21 protein-coding genes and 2 pseudogenes are annotated in these 21,832 nt (G+C 65.6%); 11 read left to right on the forward strand and 12 right to left on the reverse strand.

Annotated features, from left to right (window positions below; genetic code table 11):
• Positions 1–198: 198 nt before the first annotated feature.
• The 5 genes and pseudogenes from D7S86_RS30705 to plsY form a co-directional block, all read left to right on the forward strand.
• Positions 199–531, forward strand: a pseudogene (locus D7S86_RS30705) (QueG-associated DUF1730 domain-containing protein); the annotation flags it as partial.
• A 339-nt stretch (positions 532–870) separates the two neighbouring features.
• Positions 871–1,377: pseudogene (gene queG / locus D7S86_RS30555) on the forward strand (tRNA epoxyqueuosine(34) reductase QueG); the annotation flags it as partial.
• A gap of 53 nt (positions 1,378–1,430) precedes the next feature.
• Positions 1,431–2,441 carry a site-specific tyrosine recombinase XerD gene (gene xerD, locus D7S86_RS21820; RefSeq protein ID WP_121089267.1) on the forward strand — a complete coding sequence of 337 codons (1,011 nt, stop codon included), beginning with the start codon at positions 1,431–1,433 and terminating at the stop codon, positions 2,439–2,441.
• 139 nt (positions 2,442–2,580) lie between these two features.
• Positions 2,581–3,072, forward strand: a complete 492-nt coding sequence (ybaK, locus tag D7S86_RS21825) for a Cys-tRNA(Pro) deacylase (RefSeq protein ID WP_121089269.1) — start codon at positions 2,581–2,583, stop codon at positions 3,070–3,072.
• Positions 3,073–3,148: 76 nt separating this feature from the next.
• Positions 3,149–3,760, forward strand: coding sequence for a glycerol-3-phosphate 1-O-acyltransferase PlsY (gene plsY, locus D7S86_RS21830; RefSeq protein ID WP_121089271.1), 612 nt, complete (start codon positions 3,149–3,151; stop codon positions 3,758–3,760).
• 135 nt (positions 3,761–3,895) lie between these two features.
• Here the strand turns inward: plsY and D7S86_RS21835 are convergent, their stop codons facing one another.
• Positions 3,896–4,381 (reverse strand): YajQ family cyclic di-GMP-binding protein, encoded by a 486-nt coding sequence (locus tag D7S86_RS21835; RefSeq protein ID WP_121089273.1) that lies wholly within the window; start codon positions 4,379–4,381, stop codon positions 3,896–3,898.
• A gap of 100 nt (positions 4,382–4,481) precedes the next feature.
• Here D7S86_RS21835 and murB point away from each other — a divergent pair, with 100 nt between their 5' ends.
• Positions 4,482–5,513: a UDP-N-acetylmuramate dehydrogenase gene (gene murB, locus D7S86_RS21840; RefSeq protein ID WP_121089275.1), complete on the forward strand. Its 1,032-nt coding sequence runs from the start codon at positions 4,482–4,484 to the stop codon at positions 5,511–5,513.
• Positions 5,514–5,620: 107 nt separating this feature from the next.
• Here the strand turns inward: murB and D7S86_RS21845 are convergent, their stop codons facing one another.
• Together D7S86_RS21845 and argF are read right to left on the reverse strand one after the other, a co-directional pair.
• Positions 5,621–6,847 carry an argininosuccinate synthase gene (locus D7S86_RS21845; protein WP_121089277.1) on the reverse strand — a complete coding sequence of 409 codons (1,227 nt, stop codon included), beginning with the start codon at positions 6,845–6,847 and terminating at the stop codon, positions 5,621–5,623.
• A gap of 127 nt (positions 6,848–6,974) precedes the next feature.
• Positions 6,975–7,904: an ornithine carbamoyltransferase gene (gene argF / locus D7S86_RS21850; RefSeq protein ID WP_121089279.1), complete on the reverse strand. Its 930-nt coding sequence runs from the start codon at positions 7,902–7,904 to the stop codon at positions 6,975–6,977.
• A gap of 427 nt (positions 7,905–8,331) precedes the next feature.
• Here argF and D7S86_RS21855 point away from each other — a divergent pair, with 427 nt between their 5' ends.
• On the forward strand, positions 8,332–8,691 hold the full coding sequence (locus tag D7S86_RS21855) for a DUF3579 domain-containing protein (protein WP_121089281.1): 360 nt from the start codon (positions 8,332–8,334) through the stop codon (positions 8,689–8,691).
• Between the two features lie 390 nt (positions 8,692–9,081).
• On the opposite strand, the gene rpsT is transcribed toward D7S86_RS21855, so the two are convergent.
• Positions 9,082–9,354, reverse strand: a complete 273-nt coding sequence (gene rpsT, locus D7S86_RS21860; protein ID WP_121089283.1) for a 30S ribosomal protein S20 — start codon at positions 9,352–9,354, stop codon at positions 9,082–9,084.
• A gap of 383 nt (positions 9,355–9,737) precedes the next feature.
• Between rpsT and murJ the strand changes: the two genes are divergently transcribed.
• Together murJ and D7S86_RS21870 are read left to right on the forward strand one after the other, a co-directional pair.
• Positions 9,738–11,288, forward strand: coding sequence for a murein biosynthesis integral membrane protein MurJ (murJ, locus tag D7S86_RS21865; protein WP_121089284.1), 1,551 nt, complete (start codon positions 9,738–9,740; stop codon positions 11,286–11,288).
• Positions 11,288–12,142 carry a SirB1 family protein gene (locus D7S86_RS21870; protein WP_121089286.1) on the forward strand — a complete coding sequence of 285 codons (855 nt, stop codon included), beginning with the start codon at positions 11,288–11,290 and terminating at the stop codon, positions 12,140–12,142. Before murJ ends, D7S86_RS21870 begins: the two co-directional genes overlap by 1 nt.
• A gap of 34 nt (positions 12,143–12,176) precedes the next feature.
• Here the strand turns inward: D7S86_RS21870 and D7S86_RS21875 are convergent, their stop codons facing one another.
• The 6 genes from D7S86_RS21875 to lpxK all read right to left on the reverse strand — a co-directional run bounded on the left by D7S86_RS21875 (position 12,177) and on the right by lpxK (position 16,702).
• The gene (locus D7S86_RS21875; protein WP_121089288.1) at positions 12,177–12,674 is read right to left on the reverse strand and encodes an Mpo1 family 2-hydroxy fatty acid dioxygenase; all 498 of its coding nucleotides are present in this window, start codon (positions 12,672–12,674) and stop codon (positions 12,177–12,179) included.
• A 324-nt stretch (positions 12,675–12,998) separates the two neighbouring features.
• Positions 12,999–13,757 (reverse strand): 3-hydroxyacyl-CoA dehydrogenase, encoded by a 759-nt coding sequence (locus D7S86_RS21880; protein WP_121089291.1) that lies wholly within the window; start codon positions 13,755–13,757, stop codon positions 12,999–13,001.
• A gap of 216 nt (positions 13,758–13,973) precedes the next feature.
• Positions 13,974–14,639 (reverse strand): adenylate kinase, encoded by a 666-nt coding sequence (adk, locus tag D7S86_RS21885; RefSeq protein WP_121089293.1) that lies wholly within the window; start codon positions 14,637–14,639, stop codon positions 13,974–13,976.
• Between the two features lie 32 nt (positions 14,640–14,671).
• A complete protein-coding gene (gene kdsB, locus D7S86_RS21890; RefSeq protein ID WP_121089295.1) occupies positions 14,672–15,502 on the reverse strand; it encodes a 3-deoxy-manno-octulosonate cytidylyltransferase in 831 nt (276 codons plus the stop codon).
• Entirely contained in the window at positions 15,499–15,702 is a 204-nt protein-coding gene (locus D7S86_RS21895) for a Trm112 family protein (protein ID WP_121089297.1), read from the reverse strand. Before D7S86_RS21895 ends, kdsB begins: the two co-directional genes overlap by 4 nt.
• Positions 15,683–16,702 (reverse strand): tetraacyldisaccharide 4'-kinase, encoded by a 1,020-nt coding sequence (gene lpxK, locus D7S86_RS21900; RefSeq protein WP_240648338.1) that lies wholly within the window; start codon positions 16,700–16,702, stop codon positions 15,683–15,685. Before lpxK ends, D7S86_RS21895 begins: the two co-directional genes overlap by 20 nt.
• Positions 16,703–17,358: 656 nt before the next feature.
• On the opposite strand from lpxK, the gene xseA reads away from it, so the two are divergent.
• Together xseA and sodB are read left to right on the forward strand one after the other, a co-directional pair.
• Positions 17,359–18,750 (forward strand): exodeoxyribonuclease VII large subunit, encoded by a 1,392-nt coding sequence (gene xseA / locus D7S86_RS21905; RefSeq protein WP_121089301.1) that lies wholly within the window; start codon positions 17,359–17,361, stop codon positions 18,748–18,750.
• A 206-nt stretch (positions 18,751–18,956) separates the two neighbouring features.
• On the forward strand, positions 18,957–19,535 hold the full coding sequence (sodB, locus tag D7S86_RS21910; protein ID WP_121089302.1) for a superoxide dismutase [Fe]: 579 nt from the start codon (positions 18,957–18,959) through the stop codon (positions 19,533–19,535).
• A 176-nt stretch (positions 19,536–19,711) separates the two neighbouring features.
• Here the strand turns inward: sodB and D7S86_RS21920 are convergent, their stop codons facing one another.
• Positions 19,712–20,665, reverse strand: coding sequence for an MvdC/MvdD family ATP grasp protein (locus tag D7S86_RS21920; RefSeq protein WP_121089306.1), 954 nt, complete (start codon positions 20,663–20,665; stop codon positions 19,712–19,714).
• Between the two features lie 76 nt (positions 20,666–20,741).
• Positions 20,742–21,479, reverse strand: a complete 738-nt coding sequence (locus D7S86_RS21925; RefSeq protein WP_147432419.1) for a hypothetical protein — start codon at positions 21,477–21,479, stop codon at positions 20,742–20,744.
• Between the last annotated feature and the right edge of the window lie 353 nt (positions 21,480–21,832).

The raw sequence follows: 21,832 nt of genomic DNA on the forward strand, positions 1-21,832 counted from the left end.
CCGTGCGCTGTCGAGACGGGGCATGCGCCGCATGCCGCGCTCGACGCCGATGCGCTTGCGACGCTCGCCGCGCGCATTCGGCAGTGGGGGCGCGAACTCGGGTTCGATGCGGTCGGCATCACGGACACCGACCTCTCGGATGCCGAACAGGCGCTGCAGGCATGGCTTGCAGCGGGCTTCCACGGCGAGATGGATTATATGGCCAAACATGGGCTCAAACGCGCGAGGCCCGCCGAACTCGTGCCGGGCACGCTGCGCGTCATCAGCCTACGGATGGCCTATCTGCCGGTCGATTTGACCGCCTCCGACGCGTCGGGCGCGGGTCCGGAGCGTGCCGAGACGACCCGGCGGCCCCCCGGGCAGCCGCGTTCGGGGTGGCGCGCCGCGCAGCTCGCGCGCGCCGAGCGTCCCGGAGACGCCGTCGTGTCCGTCTACGCACGGGGCCGCGATTACCACAAAGTGTTGCGCAACCGGTTGCAGAAGCTCTCGGAGCGCATCGCGACCGAGATCGGCCCGTTCGGCTATCGCGTATTTACCGATTCGGCGCCCGTGCTCGAAGTCGCGCTCGCCGCACGCGCGGATATCGGGTGGCGCGGCAAGCACACACTGTTGCTCGAACGCGACGCCGGCTCGTTCTTTTTCCTCGGCGAAATCTTCGTCGATCTGCCGTTGCCGGTGGATTCGGCCGATCGGGAGCCGCACGCGCGGGACGCATCGCGGCTGTCCGCGACGGCCGCGGAACCTGCGCCGCAGACGACCGCGCAGACGCTTGTGTCGAACGGCGCAGGCGCGACGGCGGCATCGCCGACGCCCGCGACGAGCGATGACGTCGCGACGGTCGCCTCGGGCGGGCGCGTCGCGCGCGCGCCGGCATCCGGACACTGCGGCTCATGTACGCGCTGCATCGACGTCTGCCCGACGCAGGCGATCATCGCGCCGTACACGCTCGACGCGCGTCGCTGCATCTCGTATCTGACGATCGAGCTCGCGGGCAGCATTCCCGAACCGCTGCGGCCGCTGATCGGCAATCGCATTTACGGATGTGACGACTGCCAGCTCGTGTGTCCGTGGAACAAGTTCGCGCAGCCCGCACGCGTCGACGACTTCGAGACGCGCAACGGCCTCGATCGCGCGACGCTGCTCGAACTCTGGCAGTGGACGTCGCGCGATTTCGAAGACAGACTGGCGGGCACGGCGATCCGGCGCATCGGCTACGAGCGGTGGGTCCGCAACCTCGCGGTCGGGCTCGGCAACGCGGTGCGCGCGACGGCGCACGGCGCGCAGCGCGACGCGTATATCGAGGCGCTGCGAAGCCGCGCCGACGACGCGTCGCCGCTGATTCGCGAGCATGTCGAATGGGCGCTGCGCGAGGCCTGAGATTTGACGACAGACCCTATTCAACGACGCGACGACGGACAGTGGACAGCGAGATGACGAGCACGCGCGGCGCCGCCGCCGAGAACCCGGGCGTGTCCGGCGACGTCGCGCCGCGGCGGCGCGGCCGGCAATCGAACGTGGCTGTCGATCAGGACGCGCCGTTTCCCGCGTCGCACGCGGACAGCCTGCGCGCGATCGATGCGTTTTGCGACGCGCTCTGGCTCGAACAGGGCCTTTCGCGCAATACGCTCGATGCGTATCGGCGCGATCTGCGGTTGTTCGCCGACTGGCTCGCGCGACGCAACGCGAAGCCGATCGCGCAGACCGACGGCGGCGATCTGATCGCGTACGCGGCGGCGCGCAGCCGCGACAAGGCGACCTCGGCGAACCGCCGGCTCTCGGTGTTCCGACGGTTTTTCGCGTGGGCGCTGCGCGAGCATCTCGTGAGCGTCGATCCGACGCTGCGCCTGCAGACGGCGAAGCAGCCCTTGCGCATGCCGTCGACGCTGACCGAAGCCCAGGTCGAGGCGCTGCTCGACGCACCCGATGTCGAGACCGCGCTCGGTTTGCGCGACCGCACGATGCTCGAACTCATGTACGCGAGCGGGCTGCGGGTCTCCGAGCTCGTCAATCTGAAGACGGTCGAGATCGGGCTCAACGAAGGCGTCGTGCGTGCGATGGGCAAGGGGCTCAAGGAGCGGCTCGTGCCCTTCGGCGAGCAGGCGCACGAGTGGCTCTCGCGTTATCTGCACGAAGCGCGCGGCGAGATCCTTGGCGCACGCGCGGCCGACGCGATGTTCGTGACCGCGCGCGGCGACGCGATGACGCGGCAGCAGTTCTGGAACCTCGTCAAACGCTATGCGCTGACGGCGAATATCGCGGCGCGCCTCACGCCCCACACGCTGCGACACGCGTTCGCGACGCATCTGCTCAATCACGGCGCGGATCTGCGCGTCGTGCAGATGCTTCTTGGTCATGCGGATATTTCGACGACGCAGATCTATACGCACGTCGCGCGCGAACGCCTGAAGAGCTTGCATGCGACGCATCATCCGCGCGGCTGAGGTATCCGGGACGATGCGCGACGTTTCTGCGTGCCGCCGTCGCGGCGCGCGTCAGACGTCGGGATCCGAGCCGCGCGTTGATCGCTGAACCAGACTTCCCACCCAATCTCGAACTCCGAACCGCCCCCCGAGCTGAACGATGAGCAAGACCAAGCATGTTTCCGAAACACCGGCCACGCAGTTTCTGCGCCGTCACCAGATCGCGTTCGGCGAGCATCCGTACGAGTATGTCGAACATGGCGGTACGTCCGAGTCGGCGCGCCAGCTCGGCGTCGACGAACACCATGTGGTCAAGACCCTGATCATGGAGGACGAGCACGCGAAGCCGCTCGTCGTGCTCATGCACGGAGATCGGACCGTGTCGACGAAGAATCTCGCGCGCCAGATCGGCGTGAAGCGCGTCGAACCGTGCAAGCCCGAGGTCGCGAACCGGCATTCGGGTTACCTCGTCGGGGGGACCTCGCCGTTCGGCACGCGCAAGACGATGCCCGTCTATGTCGAGTCGAGCGTGCTGGCCCTCGATCGCATCTATCTGAACGGCGGCAAGCGCGGGTATCTCGTGAGCATGGCGCCGGCGGCGCTCACGGAATGGCTTCACGCGAAACCCGTCGACTGCGCGAGCGTCGATTGAGGTCCATAGTTGCCCCAAGCGCGGGCGTGTCCGTGCTTCGTTACAATTGCGCCCGTCCTCTTATTCGGAATTCTCCATGCTGAACCTGTTGATCGCGCTGGTGCTGGCCTATCTGATCGGGTCGATCTCGTTCGCCGTCGTCGTGAGCAAGGCGATGCGGCTCGACGATCCCCGCACGTACGGCTCGGGCAATCCGGGGGCGACCAATGTCCTGCGCAGCGGCAACAAGACGGCGGCGATCCTCACGCTGCTCGGCGATGCGGTCAAGGGCTGGTTCGCGGTCTGGCTCGTGTCGACGTTCGGCGCCCGGTACGGCCTCGGCGACGAGGCGATCGCGCTGTCGGCGATCGCCGTGTTCCTCGGCCACCTCTATCCCGTGTTCTTCAAGTTCAAGGGCGGCAAGGGTGTCGCGACGGCGGCGGGCGTGTTGTTCGCGTTGAGCTGGGTGCTCGGTCTCGCGACACTCGCGACATGGCTTATCATCGCGTTCTTCTTCCGCTACTCGTCGCTGGCCGCGCTCGCGGCGGCCGTCTTCGCGCCGTTCTATGAGTTCTTCATGTACGGTCCCGGGCCGATTTCGGTCGCCGTGATCGTCATGTCGATCCTGCTGATCTGGCGCCATTCCGCGAATATCGCGAAGCTCATGGCCGGCAAGGAGAGCCGCATCGGCCAGAAGAAACGCGAGTGATCGCGTCGCGGGCGCGTTGAGCGAACGCGCGCACGCATCGTGCGAAAGCGTCGTGCGAAAGCATCAGGCGCATGCGATCGAGCGACACGTCCAACGACACATCAAACGGCCCGTCACGACGGGCCGTTCGTTTTTTCAGTCGCGGAAATTGTTGAAATCGAGCGGCGTATCGGTGACGTCTTTCTTGAGCAGCGCGATCGCCGATTGCAGATCGTCGCGTTTGGCGCCCGTCACACGGACCGCATCGCCCTGGATGCTTGCCTGGACCTTGAGCTTGCTATCCTTGATCGCCTTGACGATTTTCTTCGCGAGGTCGCCGCTCACGCCTTTCTTGATCTTGATGACCTGCTTGATCTTGTCGCCGCCGATCTTCTCGATCTTGCCGTAGTCGAGGAAGCGCACGTCGACGTTGCGTTTGGCCATTTTCGACGTCAGCACGTCCTTGACCTGACCGAGCTTGAAATCGTCGTCCGCGTACGCGGTGAGTTCGAGTTCCTTGTGTTCGATGCGGGCGTCTGAGCCCTTGAAGTCGAAGCGCGTCGAGATTTCCTTGTTGGATTGCTCGACCGCGTTCTTGACTTCGATCATGTTTGCTTCACTGACGACGTCGAACGATGGCATGGCGTTTTCTCCGGGGCCCGTCAGGCCCTCGCTATAATCACGGGTCGCCGTCATTTTACCGGCGTGGCCTGCTTTTCCAAGCCCCCGTCGCGTCGCCTCCATGCCCAGTTTCTTCTCCGATTACGCCCTTCGCGAACACAACACGTTCGGTTTCGACGTCCGCGCGCGTCAAGCGTGCCGAATCGAGCACGAGTCGGATATCGACGAGGCGCGCGCGTTCGCGGCGCGCGATCCGGCGCTCGCCGCCGCGCCGCGTCTCGTGCTCGGCGGCGGCAGCAACGTCGTGCTGACGCGCGATTTTCCGGGTTCGGTCTGGCTCGTCGCGCTCGAAGGGCGGCGCATCGTCGACGAAGACGACGATGCGTGGATCGTCGAGGCGGCCGCGGGCGAGAACTGGCATGCGTTCGTCGCGTGGTGTCTCGGGCAAGGATGCAACGGCCTCGAGAATCTCGCGCTGATCCCAGGTACGGTCGGCGCCGCGCCGATCCAGAACATCGGCGCCTACGGCCTCGAAATGGCCGAATACTTCGACTCGCTGCGCGCCTATGACTTCGAAACGGGACAGATCGTCGAATTCGACGACGCGCGTTGCGCGTTCGGCTATCGCGACAGCGTATTCAAGCACGTCGCGCGCGAACGCTTTCTGATCGTCTCGGTGCGGTTTCGCTTCCCCAAGACGTGGCGCGCGCGGGCCGCGTATGCAGATATCGCGCGCGCGCTCGCCGAGGCGGGCGTGACCGATCCGTCGCCGCGCGACATCTTCGACGCGGTCGTCCGCGTGCGCCGCGCGAAATTGCCGGACCCCGCGACGCTCGGCAATGCGGGCAGCTTCTTCAAGAACCCGGTCATCGATGCGCGGCAGTTCGCCGAACTCGCCGCGGCCGTGCCGGACGTCGTGTCGTATGCGCAGCCCGACGGATCGCGCAAGCTCGCCGCGGCCTGGCTTATCGATCGATGCGGCTGGAAGGGACGCGCGATCGCCGACGCGGCCGTTCATGATCGGCAGGCCCTCGTGCTCGTCAATCGCGGACGGGCGACGGGCGCCGATGTGCTCGCGCTGTCGGATGCGATTCGCGACGACGTGTTCAAGCGGTTCGGCGTCATGCTCGAAGCGGAACCGGTCGTGGTTTGATAAAAAAAGCCACCCTCGCTGAACGTGACGTTCGAAGGGTGGCTTGCGGTGCGATAGGCGCGGCGCGCAATGCACCGGACCCGCGATGACGCGTGCGATGACGCGTTTTACGAACGCTTGCGGCGCGCGTTCTCGGCAATTCGCATACGCAGCGCGTTGAGCTTGATGAACCCGCCCGCATCGGCTTGGTTGTATGCGCCGCCGTCGTCGTCGAACGTCGCGATCGTCTTGTCGAACAGCGTGTTCTCGGAGTCGCGCGAGACGACCGAGACGCTGCCCTTGTAGAGCTTCACGCGAACCCAGCCGTTGACGTTCTGCTGCGTATGGTCGATGAGCACTTGAATCGCCTTGCGCTCCGGGGCCCACCAGTAGCCGTTGTAAATCAGCGAGGCATAGCGCGCGAGCAGGTCGTCCTTGAGGTGGGCGACTTCGCGGTCGAGTGTGATCGATTCGATGCCCCGGTGCGCCTTGAGCATGATCGTGCCGCCCGGCGTTTCATAGCAGCCGCGCGACTTCATGCCGACATACCGGTTTTCGACGAGATCGAGACGTCCGACGCCGTGCTTGCCGCCGATCCGGTTGAGTTCGGTCAGCATCTCGGCGGGGCTCAGGCGCTTGCCGTTGAGCGACACGGGGTCGCCGTGCTCGTAGCCGATGTCGAGATATTCGGGCGTGTCGGGCGCCTGTTCGGGCGCGACGGTCCAGCGCCACATATCGGCTTCGGCTTCAGCCTTCGGATCTTCGAGGTGGCGGCCTTCATACGAGATATGCAGCAGGTTCGCGTCCATCGAGTACGGCGCGCCGCCTTGCTTGTGCTTCATCTCGATTGGAATGCCGGCCTTCTCGGCATAGGCGAGCAGCTTCTCGCGCGACAGCAGGTCCCATTCGCGCCACGGCGCGATGACCTTGATGCCGGGTTCGAGCGCGTAGTAGCCGAGTTCGAAACGGACCTGGTCGTTGCCCTTGCCCGTCGCGCCGTGCGAGACGGCTTGCGCGCCGGTCTGGCGTGCGATCTCGATCTGGCGCTTGGCGATCAGCGGACGCGCGATCGACGTGCCGAGCAGGTATTCGCCTTCATAGATCGCGTTCGCGCGGAACATCGGGAACACGAAATCGCGGACGAATTCCTCGCGCAGATCGTCGATGTAGATGTTCTCGGGCTTGATGCCGAGCTTGACGGCCTTGGCGCGGGCCGGCTCGAGTTCTTCGCCCTGGCCGATATCGGCCGTGAACGTGACGACTTCGGCGTCGTAGTTGTCCTGCAGCCACTTGAGAATGACTGAGGTGTCGAGACCGCCCGAATAGGCGAGCACTACTTTCTTGATTTCGCTCATGGTTGACTCGTGACAGGTTCGCGGCGGCCAGACGAGGCCGCGAAGCCCGTTATTGTGACATTAAAACAGGCGGAGGCCGCCGGGCCGCCGCCGCGAAGCGAGCGCGGACGCGTTCGGTGAACGGCGTTCAATGACTCACGCGGCCGAGCATCAGGAACTCCATGAGCGCCTTCTGGACGTGCAGCCGGTTTTCGGCTTCGTCCCAGACGACGCTCTGCGGACCGTCGATGACCTCGGCCGTGACTTCCTCGCCGCGGTGCGCGGGCAGGCAGTGCATGAACAAGGCGTCGGGCTTGGCGCGCGCCATCATCGACTCGGTCACGCACCAGTCGGCGAACGCCTTCTTGCGGATCTCGTTCTCCTGTTCGAAGCCCATGCTCGTCCAGACGTCGGTCGTCACGAGATCGGCGCCGTCGCAGGCTTCGTTGGGGTTCGCGATGACCTCGAAATCGCCGTGCGTCTCGGGCGCGACGAGCGCCGGATCGAGCGCGTAGCCGGCAGGCGTCGAGAGCCGGACCTTGAAGCCGAGGATGTGCGCGGCCTCGATCCACGTGTAGAGCATGTTGTTCGCGTCGCCGACCCAGGCGACGGTCTTGCCCGCGATCGGTCCGCGATGTTCGTAGAACGTGAAGATATCGGCCAGCACCTGGCAGGGGTGATATTCGTTGGTCAGGCCGTTGATGACGGGCACGCGCGAGTTGTCGGCGAACCGGCGCAGGATGTCCTGGCCGAACGTGCGGATCATGATGATGTCGGTCATCCGCGAAATGACCTGGGCAGCGTCCTCGATCGGTTCGCCGCGGCCCAGTTGCGTGTCGCGCGTATTCATGAAGACCGCGTGACCGCCGAGTTGGTGAATGCCTGCTTCGAACGAGAGCCGCGTGCGCGTTGAGTTCTTCTCGAAGATCATCGCGAGCGTGCGGTCGTGCAGCGGGTGATAGGTCTCGTAATTCTTGAACTTCTGCTTGAGGAGGCGCGATCGATCGAGCAGGTAGGTGTACTCGTCGCGGGTCAGGTCCTTGAACTGCAGATAGTGCCGAATGTTTTTTTGAGCCATAAAACAAAATCGGCGGACTGACCCGGATCTGTCGATCCGGACGGCGCCGCCGTTCGTGGAATAAGTGTCTCAAGCATAAAGGATTTCACCGTCTTTGACGAGCCGGGCCGAGCGCATGCGCGGCACGCAGCCTGGCGAAACGCAGCGGGTCCGGAGTATCCTGAGCGGCCGTGCGGCGATGCGGATGCACACGGGTCGAACGTGTTAGGTCTTATAGAAGAGTTGGGTTGAATCTCGTGTTTGGTTTGTTGCTCTGCGGTATAATTCCGACACTTTCCGGTGCGTGGAACGAGCCGGAGAGCGTGCCGCGAACCGCGCGTGCATGCTGTTCGCGGGCAATCGGCGCGGACGTGCGATCCATTCACGCGATGGTGTGAGTTTTCAGTCAGAGCCGGAGCTCAGACCGCCGGCCCACAAGGTATTGCATATGGCCGACACATCTTTCCCAAGAGAGTTTTTCATACAGGGCGTGACGAAAGAGGGAAAGACGTTTCGGCCGAGCGATTGGTCGGAGCGGCTCTGCGGCGTGATGTCGGCATTCGGTCCGGGCGCGTCGGGCGCCAACGCGAGGCTCAAGTACTCGCTTTACGTGCGGCCCGAGATGTTCGGCAACATCAAGTGCGTGGTTGTCGACGAACGGCTGCGCGATATCGAGCCGATGGCGTTCGACTTCGTCATGAATTTCGCGCGCGACAACAATCTGCAGGTCACCGAGGGCTGTTCGATGCCCGATCACGCGGAATCGGTCGCGGCCGAGAAGGCGCGTCTCGCATCGGGCGTGCGTTAATCGGGCGTGCGTTAAGTTGGGCGTGCGATAACGCCGGCGCGATGCGCTTGAGTTCGAAAGGTTCGCGCGAGGGTCGCGTAAACGGCAAAAAGCCCGCTTCTGCAACAGCGGGCTTTTTTTCGTCGCTTGGCTGACGTGGATCGAGTCGAGCGCGGTTCAACGCGCGCCCTGAGCCTCGGGCCAGTCGAATCCGCACGAAGCGATGCGCGTGGGCGCTTCGAGCCTCGGTGAATCCGACGCTCGCGCGTCTGAACCTCGCGCCGGTCCTTTCGGAGGGCGGCAGGGCGCCTGAGCGCGGATCGGTCAATATCGTGCAAAGGCCGGCATCGAGCCGGCCTGGAAGCCGCGTCCGGCGCAATACCGGACGCGCGTCAAACGTGCTTCGGACGCTTAGGCAGCGGTCGACAGCGCCTTGACGGCAGCGGCGAGGCGGCTCTTGTGGCGAGCAGCCTTGTTCTTGTGAACGATCTTCTTGTCGGCAATGATGTCGAGCGTCTTCGACGATGCCTTGAGCACTTCGGCAGCCTTTTCCTTGTCGCCCGAGTCGATCGCCTTGCGGACAGCCTTGATGGCCGTGCGCAGCTTCGAACGCAGTGCGGAATTGTGGGAATTGGCTTTGGCGGCTTGGCGAGCGCGCTTACGTGCTTGTGCGGTGTTGGCCATGGTGTCCTCGATCGGTTCCGGCAATGCGACTGCCGGCTTCGGCCGCGGTCGCGGAAAAGGAAATTCAGAAACGGCGGAGTATAGCAGCGTCCCGGCCGGAATGACAAGCCGAGCGTGACGCATTCGTCTGGATCGGGCACCGGCGCTCGGGAATCCGGCGCCCTAGCTTGGGCTGGGATCACACGACAGCCCGCACCCGTTCGTGCGCCGCCGAACCCACTGAACCCGTCGAACCGCGGGGGTCGGGCGGCTTGGCCGTGCCGAACCGGGAGGCGCCCGGTCGGCTCTATCCGATGCCGTCCGCGGGCATTTACCGCCCGTTACGAGTTCCTCGTGGTGCGGAGGCTGCCGGGCTGGTATCGGTCCGTATAATACGCGCCAACATGAATCTACTCCGAGCCCTCCTCACCGTCAGCGGCTTCACGCTGCTCTCGCGGATCGCCGGACTCGCGCGCGAAGTGCTGATCGCACGTACGTTCGGCGCCAGTCCACTCACCGACGCCTTCAATGTCGCATTCCGGATCCCGAACCTGCTTCGGCGTCTTTCGGCCGAGGGCGCGTTTTCGCAGGCCTTCGTGCCGATCCTCGCCGAGTTCAAGCAGCAAAAGGGCCACGACGAGACCAAGGCGCTCGTCGACGCCATGTCGACGGTCCTGACCTGGGTGCTCTCGCTGCTGTCCCTGTTCGGCATGCTCGGCGCGTCGGCCGTCGTGTTCGCCGTCGCGACCGGCCTCAAGGACGAAGGCAACGGCTTCCCCGCCGCCGTGCACATGACGCGCGTGATGTTTCCCTACATCGCGCTGATTTCGCTGACCTCGCTGGCCGCGGGCGTGCTCAACGTCTATCGCAAGTTCTCGCTGCCCGCGTTCGCGCCCGTGCTGCTCAACGTGTCGTTCATTTTCGCGGCCCTCTTCGTCGCGCCCCACGTGGCCGTGCCGATCTACGCGCTCGCGTGGGCCGTGCTCGTGGGCGGCGTGCTCCAGTTCCTGGTGCAGCTTCCCGGGCTCAAGGAGATCGACATGCTGCCGCGCATCGGTCTGCATTTCATGCGCGCGCTCCGGCATCCGGGCGTCAAGCGCGTGCTCGCGAAGATGGTGCCGGCGACGTTCTCGGTGTCGGTCGCGCAAGTCAGTCTGATCATGAACACGAACATCGCGTCGCGGCTCGCCGCGGGCAGCGTCTCGTGGATCACCTATGCGGACCGGCTCATGGAATTTCCGAGCGCGATGCTCGGTGTCGCGCTCGGCACGATCCTGCTGCCGAGCCTCTCGAAAGCGCATAGCGACGCCGATCACGGCGAGTATTCGGCGCTGCTCGACTGGGGCCTGCGCCTGACGTTCCTGCTTGCGGCGCCGAGCGCGATCGCGCTGTTCTTCTTCGCGAAGCCGCTCGTCGCTTCGATTCTCGACTACGGCCGGTTCAACGCGCACGACGTCGAGATGGTGTCGCGCGCGCTGACCGCTTACGGCGTCGGGCTCGTCGGCCTGATCGTCGTCAAGATCCTGACGCCGGGCTTCTATGCGAAGCAGGACATCAAGACGCCGGTCAAGATCGCGCTCGTCGTGCTCGTCGTCACGCAGATCTGCAACTATCTGTTCGTACCGATCTTCGCGCACGCGGGCTTGGCGCTCGCGATCGGCGTCGGGGCCTGCCTGAACGGCGTGTTGCTCTATATCGGGCTCGTACGGCGCGGCATCTACAAGCCGTCGGCCGGTTGGGGCAAATTTCTCGTTCAGTTGCTCGGCGCGTGCCTCGTTCTGGCCGGCGTTCTGCTATGGTTGAGTCAGAGCTTCGACTGGGTGGGCCTGCGTCACACGCCGTTCGTGCGTTTGAGCCTGCTCGGCGCGAGCCTGGTCGCGGTGGCCGCGCTGTACTTCGGCATGCTGTGGGCAATGGGATTCAAGTACACGTTCTTCAAACGACGGGTCAGTTGATGGCGACACGCCTGCTCGAATACTTCGGCACGCTCGTGGCCGAAGATGTCGGTTTTCCACTGACGGAAGCGGCCCTTGCGATCGCTCAGGATGCCTATCCGGATCTCGATCTGCAGGGGTGTCTCGCGACGATCGACGAGTTCGCCTTGCGCGTGCGCAAGCGCATCGCGGCCGATGCGGGGATCACGCAGAAACTGCAGACGCTGAACCGGTTCTTTTTCGGCGAGCTCGGTTTCGGGGCGAATCTCAACGACTACAACGATCCCGACAACAGTCATCTGAACATCGTGATCCAGCGCCGGCGCGGCGTGCCGACTTCGCTGGCCGTGCTCTATCTCGAGATCAGCTCGCAGCTCGGGATCCCCGCGCGAGGCGTCTCGTTCCCCGGTCATTTCCTGCTGCGCGTGACGACGCCCGCGGGCGAGATCATGCTCGATCCGACGACGGGCGAAGCGCTGTCCGAGTCGCGTCTCGTCGATATGCTCGAACCGTATGTGCGCCAGCATTCGGGCGAATCGATCTCGAGCGTGCTGCGCACGCTGCTGATGCCGGCGACCGATCGCGAGATCGTCGCCAAGATGCTGCGCACGTTGAAATCGCTCTATATCCAGACCGAGCGCTGGCAGCGCCTGCTCGCGATCCAGCAGCGGCTCGTCGTGCTGTTGCCCGAGCGGATCGAGGAGCGGCGCGACCGCGGGTTCGCGTTCGCGCGGCTCGATTTCTTCCGCCCCGCCGTCGAGGACCTCGAACGGTATCTCGAACTGCGGCCCGACGCCGACGACGCGACCGTCATCGAATCGCAGCTCGAAGAACTGCGTCAGCGTACGCGCGGCGGCGACGACGAGGCGCTGTAACGCGCGACACACCCGTCGCTCGCCGCGCGCGGCGTCATGCGTGTCGCGGATGCCCCGCTTCGACGGCCTCGCGCAGTCCCGGCTTGTAGCCGCACGCGAAGAAGACCTCGGCCACGAGGAAGATCGGCGCGATGAAGACCTGGAACAGGTTATCGGCGAGCGCCGGCTTGCGTCCTTCGAACGCGTGTCCGACCAGTTGCACGATCCATCCGCCGACGAACAGCACGCCGAACGCGATCCATGCGCCGGTCTGCGACAGATTCGCGTCGAGCCCGTGCGCGAGCGCGAGCAGCGCCCCGAGCACGATCGTCGACGCGAGCGCGAGCGGGCCGTCGAGACGGAAGTAATAGACGAGCAACGGCACGACGAGGACGTCGGCGAGCGTGATGCCCGAGTGCCCGATCGGTACCCATGACAACGCGAGCATGACGGCGAGCACGATCGCGGGGACGCCGACGAAATGCGTCGCCTTGTTCTTCGGATTGCGGTGGTAGCGCTGATAAATCGACATCTGCTCGGCAAGCGACTTCATGCGGGGCCTCCTGATCGTCGTGTCTTGTTGTTATGGGTGCGCAGCCTGCCCGGTGCGGCGGCACGGGCGACGCGTGACGGGCCGACTGCCCGCGAGCGGACAGCCGCACGACGCCGCGCGTACGTTCGATTGTAGGCCGGCACGCGCCTTTTTCGCGCCGGTCGCCCCGCGTTTGGAGGCGCCGCTCGAACGCGCCGCGCGGGCGCCGTTCGAGGTCCGCTTGCGGCCTGCTCGTGGCCCGTTTGTGGCCCGTTCGTGACCTGCTTGCGGCCCGTTTCGTGCGTGCGGGTCGCGTGCGTCCGGCACCGGCCCGCGTCCGCCGGTCTATTTGGGCTGCATCCGGATCGCGCCGTCGAGGCGGATCACTTCGCCGTTGAGCATCGGGTTCGCGAGGATCTGCTGAACGAGCATGGCGTACTCGACCGGCTTGCCGAGCCGCGACGGGAACGGCACGCTCGCGCCGAGCGCGTCCTGGACCTCCTGCGGCATGCCGAGCAGCATGGGCGTCTCGAAGATGCCCGGCGCGATCGTCATGACGCGGATACCGCTGCGCGCGAGATCGCGCGCGATCGGCAGCGTCATGGCGACGATGCCGCCTTTCGAGGCCGCATAGGCCGCCTGGCCGATCTGCCCGTCGTAGGCGGCGACCGATGCCGTATTGATGATGACGCCGCGTTCCTGATCGCCGTTCGGGTCGAGCGACTGCATCGCGGCGGCCGCGAGCCGGATCATGTTGAACGTGCCGATCAGGTTGATCGACACCGTCTTCGCAAACAGGTCGAGCGGGTGAGGGCCGTCTTTGCCGACGGTCTTCGCGGCCGGCGCGACGCCCGCGCAATTGACGAGGCCGCGCACGGGACCGAGGCCGGCAGCCGCCGTGACCACGGCGCGTGCGTCGGCCTCGCGCGTCACGTCGCATGAAGCGAATGCGGCGCCGATCTCGCGCGCGAGCGCCGTGCCCGCATCGATGTTGAGATCCGCGATGACGACACGGCCGCCTTGCTCCGCGAGCCGTCGCGCTGTGCCGGCGCCGAGGCCCGACGCGCCGCCGGTCACGATAAAAACGTTGTCCTGGATCTGCATGTCGCGTGCTCCTTGTCGGCGTTCAGCGAAGGGCCGGCATCGGATCGATGCCGGTCGTACAGAGGCGAGACCGTCTGTGACCGTCTCGCGCGGATCGGGCATGACACTGCGGGTTCACCGGCGCGTGCGAGGCGTCCCGATTGCGTTCGCGCGCGCGAAAAAAAAGCGACCCGAGGGTCGCCTGTGTCCGTCGCGAGATCGCGTCGCGTGCCTCGCTCACGCGAGTGCGCCGAGTACGCGGTCTCGAATCGCATCGACCGATCCCGTTCCCGAGATCTTCCGATAGGCCGGCGCCGCGACGGGTGCGTCCGTGCCGTTGTGCTTGGCCCAGTCCGAGTAGTAGTCGACGAGCGGACGCGTCTGCGCGACATAGACGTCGAGACGCTTGCGCACGGTCTCTTCCTTGTCGTCGTCGCGTTGCACGAGCGGCTCGCCCGTGACGTCGTCCTTGCCTTCGACCTTCGGCGGATTGAACTTGACGTGATACGTACGGCCCGACGCGGGGTGCGTGCGGCGTCCGCTCATGCGCACGATGATCTCGTCGAACGGCACGTCGATCTCGACGACGTAATCGATTGCCACGGCGGCCTGCTTCATCGCCTCGGCTTGCGGAATCGTGCGCGGGAAACCATCGAACAGGTAGCCGTTCACGCAATCGGGCTCGGCGAGCCGTTCCTTGACGAGATTGATGATCAGATCGTCGGGGACGAGCTCACCGGCGTCCATGAAACCCTTGGCCTTGACGCCGAGCGGCGAGCCCGCCTTGACGGCCGCGCGCAGCATGTCGCCCGTCGAGATTTGCGGGATGTTGAAGTGCTCCTTGATGAAATTGGCCTGGGTGCCCTTTCCCGCGCCCGGAGCGCCCAACAGGATCAAACGCATGGTGATGTCTCCAAAGAAGATGTGAATTTTTTTCAGTCGCCCGCCGCCACGAGGGCGCGGACGCGTTCAAGGTCGGCCGGCGTGTCGACGCCGGGTGCGGGCGCGTGCTCGGTGACCAGCACGCCGATGCGCTCGCCGTGCCAGAGCGCGCGCAACTGCTCGAGCGCTTCGGCCTGTTCGATCGGCGCCTGGCTCAGATGCGGGAATCGCCGCAGGAAACCCGCGCGATACGCATAGAGTCCGATATGCCGATAAACGGCGGCCGTCGACGCGGGCATCGACGCGACGTCGGGCCAGGCCGCCTGATAGGCGTCGCGCGACCACGGAATCGGCGCGCGCGAGAAGTAGAGCGCTACGCCGCGTGCGTCGGGTACGACCTTGACGATGTTCGGATTGAAGACCTCGGCCGGATCCGTGATCGGATGAGCGGCCGTCGCGATCGCGCAGTCGGGCAGCTTCGCGAGATGCGCGGCCACGTCGCGCACGAGCGCGGGGTCGATCAGCGGTTCGTCGCCTTGCACGTTGACAATGATTTGCTCGTCGTCCCAGCCTTGCTGTTCGACGACTTCGGCCAGACGATCGGTGCCCGTCGGATGATCGGCGCGCGTGAGCACGGCGTCGAAGCCCGCATCGGTCACCGCGTCGAAGACGGATTGCGCGTCGGTCGCCACGAGCACCTGCCGCGCGCCCGCCTCGCGCGCGCGTTCGGCGACGCGCACGACCATCGGCCGTCCGCCGATATCGGCCAGCGGTTTATCGGGCAAGCGCGTCGAGGCGAGACGCGCGGGTACGACGGCAATGAACGGAATCGATGCGCCGCCGTGCGTCGCGGGCGCGGCCTGGCCGCGCTCGGGGCGACTCATCGATCCCCGGCGGGACCGGGCTCGACGAGGGTGCCTTCGACAGTTTGACGGGCTTCGCCGACGAGCATCACGGGAATGCCGTCGCGGATCGGGTACGCGAGTTTATCGACGCTGCAGATCAGTTCTTGCGCGGCGCGGTCGTGCGTCAGCGGGCCCTTGCACAACGGGCAGACTAGAATTTCAAGCAGGCGTGCGTCCACGAAGTTTCTCCACAACAAGCGCAATCAGGCGCGGGTCCAGGACGGCATCGACCGGGACGGCCCAGAGCCGGTCGTCGCGCCAGGCGGAGCATTTTACCGCATCCTTTTCCGTGATCAGGACGGTGTCGACGTCGTCGTCGATAAATGGGTTCGAATCGAAACGGTAATGATCGGGCAGCGCGCGCGTCGACGGCACGATGCCTTGCGCGCGCAACGTCGCGAAGAAGCGCTCGGGCGCGCCGATACCGGCCGCCGCGAGCACGCGCGCATGCGCGAACTGCGCGAGCGGTCTGCGCAGCGCCGGGTTCGCGACGTTCCATGCATCGCCGGGCGCGAGCCGCAGCGCGAACGTGTTGGGCCAGGGCGGCAGCGCACGGTCGTACGGGTTATTCACGAGCGTCGCGTCGCGCGCGCGCGACAACGGTTCGCGCAGCGGTCCGGCGGGCAGCAGAAAGCCATTGCCGCCGAGCCGATGGTCGAAGACGACGATTTCGGCGTCGCGCGCAAGCCGGTAGTGCTGGAGCCCGTCGTCGCTGATCACGACGTCGACGTCGGGGTGCGCGGCGCGCAGCGCGCGCACCGCGCGGATACGGTCCGGGTGCACGAAGACGGGGGCCGCGCTGCGCCGCCGGATCAGCAAGGGCTCGTCGCCGGCGTGCGCCGCGTTCGAGGCGACACGGACTTCGACAGGCACGCTCACTTTCGCCCCGTAGCCGCGCGACACGATGCCGGGCGTGAAGCCCGCCTCGCGCAGCGCATGCGCGAGCGCGATGACGGTCGGCGTTTTGCCGGTGCCGCCGACGGTCACGTTGCCGACGACGACGACCGGAATGCCGGCATGCTCGACCGTGCGCAGCCCGAGCCGAAAACTCGCGCGACGCGCGGCGGCGATCGCGCCGAACACGAGCGACAGCGGCCACAGCGCCCACGCGAATCCGCCGCGTTTTTGCCATGCGCGCGTAATGAAGAGTTCGGCCTGTGCCGAGCGGGTCGAGGTCAAGACGGGAGTCACTCAGGAAACGCACGAAGCGTGAGCCGGCCGCGCGAAGCTTGCAATTTTTTCGCGGAGGGCCGGCGACTGGCTCAGCACTGTAGCCTGAGCCGCGCCCTCGGACAAGGTCGCCGAGCCCGCGCGAACGCCCGGCGAGCCGCCTCCGCGCGGGTTGGGCGGCTATCCCCAGTTGCTGTGGATAACTTTGTGAAGAACTCTGCTAAATCCGGCATAAGTCGTTCATCCGGCAAGAATTGCGTTGGCGTGCCGTGTTTTGAGGCTTCTCGGTAAAGTACGCAGCCGCACACATCTTTTTGCCGCCGCCGGCGCTTGACATTTCCCGCAAACCTATGCCTGGCAAGGCTCCGCGCGATTCGGGCAAAACTCTCTGACACGGCAGAAATTGCCGCAAAGCCAAGCGCCATGCGGGTTTCAGTGTGCGCGACCGCACATTTCTCAGACCAGACGCGTGGATCGGGCGCCGATGTGGATAGCTTCGAGCCCGCGTTTTAAAAACCATGCCCGGGCCCGTGGTTTGCGACCCTCGCTTGGTTGAGCTTGCGGCCGAGGCGGGCGTCGCACGGGATGCCGGTTCGTGGGGCTATCTCGTGATCGGGCCCCGATGTCGGTTAAGCTTGACATCCCCGCAAAGCTGACGAGCTCAGATGAATCGAGACGACGACTGGCCGAATTCACGCGCCTCGGAGACGCCGATGAGCGGCGGCGACCTCGTCCTGCCTGTGTCGGCGCTCAATCGCGCGATCGCGAACGTGCTCGAACGCGCGTTTCCGCTTGCCTGGATCGCCGGCGAGGTCTCGAATTTCACGCGCGCCGCGAGCGGCCACTGGTATTTCTCGATCAAGGATGCGTCGGCGCAGATCCGCTGCGTGATGTTTCGCGGACGCGCGCAATACGCCGATTTCACGCCGCGCGAAGGCGACCGCATCGAGGTCCGCGCGCTTGTCGCGATGTACGAACCGCGCGGCGAACTCCAGCTCAATGTCGAACAGGTCCGGCGCACGGGGCAGGGGCGGCTGTTCGAGGCGTTCCTCAAACTCAAGCAGCAGCTCGAATCCGAAGGGTTGTTCGATGCGCAGCGCAAGCGCGCGCTGCCGACGCATCCGCGTGCGATCGGCGTCGTCACGTCGCTCGCGGCCGCCGCGTTGCGCGATGTCGTCACGACGCTCGTGCGCCGCGCGCCGCATGTGCCGGTGATCGTCTATCCGGCGCCCGTGCAGGGCGCGGATTCGGCACAGCGCTTGCGCGAGATGGTCGAACGCGCGGGCCGGCGCGACGAGGTCGACGTCCTGATCGTATGTCGCGGCGGCGGATCGATCGAGGATCTCTGGTCGTTCAACGACGAGGCGCTCGCGCGTGCGATCGCGAGCTCGCCGATTCCCGTCGTGAGCGGCGTCGGTCACGAAACCGACTTCACGATCGCCGACTTCGCGGCCGATGTGCGCGCGCCGACGCCGACCGGCGCGGCCGAACTCGCGAGTCCGCAGCGCGCGTTGCTCGTGCGCGAACTCGGCCATCACCATGCGCAGCTCGCGCGCGCGCTCGAACGCGGTATCGAACGCCGCGCGCAGCAGATCGACTGGCTCGCGCGGCGGCTCGTGAGCCCCGCCGAGCGTCTGGCACGCCAGCGGCAGCAGCTCGACCAATGGGCGACGCGGCTCGCGCGCGCGGCGCGCGGCACGACCCAGCATGCGCGTGCGCGCTTTGCGCTGCTCGACATGCGGTGGCGCCGGCAACGTCCCGATCTCGCGGCCGAGATCGCGCGGATCGCCCAGGCGCGCGCGCGGCTGACCCAATCGTTCGAGCGCGCGCACGAGCGGCGTCTCGCGTGCGTGCGCGAACTTCGCGCGCGTGCCGAATTGCTGAGCCCGCGCCGCACGCTCGAACGCGGATACGCGGCCGTGCTCGACGCCAAGGGACACGCGGTGCGCGACCCGCGCGCGCTCGAACGCGGCCGCCGCGTCACCGTGCATCTCGCCGACGGTTCGGCCGACATCGGGATTACCGACGTCCAGCCCCGGCTCGATACCGAGTTCTAGGACGAGGGCCGCCATGCACGCGTCGTCGATATCGCATTCATCCGGTCCGATATGCCGCCTCGCGGCGCGTCGCGACGGGCATGAAAATCGCGGGGACCCCTCATGATGCGTGATCGCCTACAATCCGAAGTCGCGCGTCACGCCGAGCATCAACGGTAGTCCCCGCCCCGTTTTATTCAAGTCCCCCCACAACAGGAAGAATGACCATGGAACATACGTTGCCGCCGCTGCCGTACGCCAAGAACGCACTCGCGCCGCATATCTCGGAAGAGACGCTCGAGTTTCACTATGGCAAGCATCACCAGACCTACGTCACGAACCTGAACAAGCTGATCCCGGGCACCGAGTTCGAGAACCTCTCGCTCGAGGAGATCGTCAAGAAGTCGTCGGGCGGCGTGTTCAACAACGCGGCGCAGATCTGGAATCACACGTTCTTCTGGAACAGCCTGAAGCCGGGCGGCAGCCAGCCCACGGGCAAGCTCGCCGAAGCGATCAACGCGAAGTACGGCTCGTACGACAAGTTCAAGGAAGAGTTCACGAAGGTCGCCGTCGGCACGTTCGGTTCGGGCTGGGCATGGCTCGTCAAGAAGCCGGACGGCTCGCTCGACATCGTCTCGACGAGCAACGCCGCGACGCCGCTGACGACCGATGCGAAGCCGCTGCTCACGCTCGACGTTTGGGAACACGCGTACTACATCGACTATCGCAATGCGCGTCCGAAGTTCGTCGAGGCATTCTGGAGCCTCGTGAACTGGGACTTCGCGGCGCAAAACTTCGGCGCTTGATTGCGTCGATCCGGATGGATCGATGTCGGCGCCGGCGTCGCGCGGATCGTGGCGCATGCCGACTCGTATCGTCCGATTGCCGTTGACGTGCGCGGCGCGCATCGAATCATCGCGATGTCGCAGGCGTCGCACAAAAAAGCCCTCGTCCTGGCACGAGGGTTTTTTTTCGCCCGCGCTTATGCCGCGCGGCTGCCGCTTGCCAGATGTGCGGCGAGCGCCGCCGAGATCGGCAGGCCCGTCATCATCTCGATGTAGAGGAACTGGCCCGCGGGATTGATTTCGAGGAACACATACCGTCCATCGGGAGTGCGCCGGAGATCGATCGCGCCGTATTCCAGGCCCATCTCGCGCATCAGCGCGAGCAGCGCCGCGTGGACCGCGGGCGGTAACGAGCAGGCCGTGTAGCGCGTGTCGAGGTTCATGCGCACGTCGGTCGGATAGGCGGCCGCGCGGACGTCGGTGCCGGCCGCGAAGATCGCGTCGCCGACGACGATCGCCCGGATATCCGCGTCGGCTTCGACGAAGCGCTGGAAGATGACGGGCGTCTCGCGCACGGTGTCGGCGAACGCCATGTCCGCCTGTGTGAGCCGCCGGGTTTCCCGCCAGGTCTGAGGCAGCGCGAGAAACTGTTTGTAGATCACGTTGCCGTCGTGCTCGCGCCAGAATGCGCGCGCGGCATCGGGGTCGCTCGTGATCAGCGTGGCGGGGATCTCGAGGCCCGCCTGCTGCGCAAGCTTCAATTGCCACGGTTTGTCGGACGCGATCGCATCCTTCGAGGGCGCATTGATCCAGAACGCATCGAGCGACTGCCAGAGGCCCCGGAACGCGGTCTGCGCTTCCGACATCGCGAACTGCCGATAATGCGGATCCGTCATGGCCGCCGACAAGGCGAACGGTTGCGGCCGGCGCCACCAGATCGCGCCGATCTCGCCGAGGTCCGAGACATGGCCGTCCGCATGATGCAGGCCGTAGGTTCGCGCGCCGCCTCGAAAGTCCATCGAGACCGACAGGCGCTGTGAAAAGGCCGAGAGATCGAGCAACGCCGTATCGACGCCGCGCATGCCGGCGAGCGCCCGCATGACCGCGAGGGCGTGGGGGTCGTCGAGGGACGAGACGATCAGGATTTTCAAGGGCACATGCCTCGATCAAGTGCGCCGCGCACGCCGATGCGCGCACGGCGCGATGGCGTGCGCGTCGGCGTATCGGCTAAGCGGTGTCTTGGGCGACGCCCGTCCATGCGGCCGCCCAGGCCGCCCACGGATTCTGCAAGGCGGCCAGCGCGTTGGCCGGCGCCTGCCGGGCCGCCGCGAGCGAAAACGGCGCGGCGCCTTGCTGAGCGGCCGGGTTCTGCACGGTCGAGCCGAACGGCGGCGTAACGGGCCCGACAACTTCGTCGTACGGGGGCTTGTCGAAGACCGGGACCGAGACCTCGGGCATGCCCGGGTGCGTATCGACGAACGGAGGCTTCGGCGGAGGGTCGAACCACGCGACGCTGTGATCGTGCAAGGGCGGTTTGAACGCATGGACCGCGTCGCGCTCCTTGGGGAGAGGAGGATCCCACCAGGCGATCGTGACGTCGGGCGCCACGCCCGGGTGCGTATCGAGGAACGGACTCTTCGGATGATCGAACGTATAGAACGTGTCGAGCAGCGGCTTGAGCTTGAGGTCGGTCGTCTGTCCGAACGGAGCCGGCGTGTCGGCCGGGATGCTTTTGACGTCGACCTCGACTTCGACGATGGCTTGCGCGCCGGAGCTGCCGAGGACTTTATGGCGTTTGACCGCATCGACCGCGAGTTTCACGGTTCGGCCGTCGCCGAGCGTCAGCACGAATTTGCCGGACTCGTCCGAGCGCGATAATGTGCCGGTGAGCGTGGCCGTCTCATGGACGGCATGCACGGGCGCTTCATCCACTAATTCTTTAAATGACTTCTCTTCTTTGGCCATGTGCGCCTCCTGAAATTGGATGGCGGACCCAATTCATGGAATGTCGCATGCGCTCATTCCGATGAGGGATTGAAAATATCATCGTGAATCAGCGTGACGAGATTGCAATCGAGGGGGGGATGTGCGTCGATAGGGGCTCCCGTGAATCGGCCTGGCGCGGCCATGGGTAAAGGGTTTGCTGCCCCGTAAACATAGGAAAATATCGAAGCGGAATCAAGCGATACCACATCGATTGCCGATTATATTTTCTTGGATCGAAGATGAATCGGATGCATAAAAAGTCTTCTCTTGATTATCGTGCTCGATACGCGATGTGCAATCGACTTGCGCGTGAAATGGAAGAGTCGTCAGGG

Origin of the sequence: Pararobbsia silviterrae, assembly GCF_003628125.1 — a bacterium.
GTDB classification, from domain to species: domain Bacteria; phylum Pseudomonadota; class Gammaproteobacteria; order Burkholderiales; family Burkholderiaceae; genus Pararobbsia; species Pararobbsia silviterrae.